This window comes from Rodentibacter sp. (assembly GCF_057314195.1).
Genome location: NZ_DBHLAM010000034.1, coordinates 16,170 through 16,654, shown reverse-complemented (window position 1 = coordinate 16,654; position 485 = coordinate 16,170). Strand labels below are relative to the sequence as shown.

Sequence of the window (485 nt, the reverse complement as noted above, 5' to 3'; positions counted from 1 at the left end):
CTAAATCACCGGTACGGTGACCATTTGCTAAGACTTTTTGTACCGCATTTTCAATGGCATCTGCGGCTTCATTTAAGTTAAAGCTGTAACGCAACATCATCGCCGCAGAAAGAATTTGTGCGATTGGGTTGGCAATGCCTTTGCCGGCGATATCCGGTGCAGAACCGCCAGCCGGCTCATATAAGCCAAAGCCTTCTTCATTTAAGCTGGCGGATGGCAACATCCCCATGGAACCGGTGATCATTGCCGCTTCATCAGAAATAATATCGCCAAAAATATTGGAACAGAGGAGTACATCGAAAGATTCCGGTGCTTTGATAAGTTGCATAGTCGCATTGTCGATATAAATATGATCCAAGGTGACTTCTGGGTAGTCTTTCGCCACTTCGGTCACGGCTTCACGCCATAAGATAGAGGCTTGTAATACGTTGGCTTTATCCACAGAAGTCACGTGTTTACGACGTTTCATTGCCGCATCAAAAGCC

1 protein-coding gene is annotated in these 485 nt (G+C 46.2%); it reads right to left on the bottom strand.

The window, feature by feature from the left end:
• A partial coding sequence (locus ACO59Y_RS05245) for an isocitrate/isopropylmalate family dehydrogenase (RefSeq protein WP_486131269.1) occupies positions 1-485 on the bottom strand: 485 nt, incomplete at both ends.